Origin of the sequence: Paraburkholderia sp. JHI2823 (genome assembly GCF_038900695.1) — a bacterium.
Lineage (GTDB): Bacteria > Pseudomonadota > Gammaproteobacteria > Burkholderiales > Burkholderiaceae > Paraburkholderia > Paraburkholderia mimosarum.
In genome coordinates this window covers 1-926 of record NZ_JAYMRY010000151.1, presented here as the reverse complement: position 1 = coordinate 926, position 926 = coordinate 1, and the positions used below count along the sequence as shown (strand labels likewise).

At 57.1% G+C, this 926-nt stretch carries 1 protein-coding gene; it reads right to left on the bottom strand.

Annotation, left to right across the window (positions count from 1 at the left end; genetic code table 11):
• A partial coding sequence (gene ltrA / locus VSR34_RS38015) for a group II intron reverse transcriptase/maturase (protein WP_342965190.1) occupies nt 1-752 on the bottom strand: 752 nt, incomplete at its 3' end.
• Nucleotides 753-926 lie beyond the last annotated feature (174 nt).

Here is a 926-nt window from a genome sequence, read left to right as displayed (position 1 = left end):
GCCATCCGTTGCTCCAGTTCCTGCCTGAGTGCGCGCGCATGCGCTTCACTTTTGCAATGACAGATAGCATCGTCAGCGTAGCGCTCGAAGGGAACTTCCGGGTGGTGTTTCTGCATCCACCGATCAAACGCGTAGTGCAAGAACAAATTCGCGAGTATTGGGCTGATGACCGAGCCTTGCGGTGTACCCTTGTCGGGATGCACCAAAGCCCCATCCGGCATGCACACTGGCGCTCTGAGCCAACGCTCGATATACAGCAACGCCCATGCGCAATCCGTGTGACGACGCACTGCCCGCATCAGAAGTTCCCAATCAATATTATTGAAGAAGCCCTTGATGTCGAGATCGAGCACCCAGGCGTAACGCCAGCATCGCTGCCGCGCAGCCGAAAGTGCTTGATGCGCCGACCGGCCAGGACGATATCCGTAAGAGTCCTCATGAAACACCGGGTCCACAATAGGCTCGAGATATCGTTTGACTACCATCTGCGCGATTCTGTCCGACACCGTCGGTATGCCCAACGGTCTCGTCCCGCCTCCCGCTTTGGGTATGTCAACTCGCAGGACCGGCGGCGGAACATAGCTGCCGGATGACATCCGATTCCAGATCCGATAAAGGTTATTCTTCAGATCCTCCTCGAATGCCGCCAGTGATTGCCTGTCCACGCCTGCGGCTCCACGATTTGCCTTTACTTGCTTGTAAGCCGCCCACACCTCGTGTTTGGAAATACAAAACGGTTTTGCCTTATCCACGCCGGTCCTCCTCTCTCAAGTTGCCGACGTAGTAACGCCGAACGATGACGCCCCTTCGGTCCAGTCCCATTACAGGACCTTCACCCCTACTGCGGACGTCTCCGCCCCTGTGCCCCGCATCGGTACTCTCATCCTTGCGGAGGCCTTCCGCTTGGATTTCTCCCTTCGCATCGG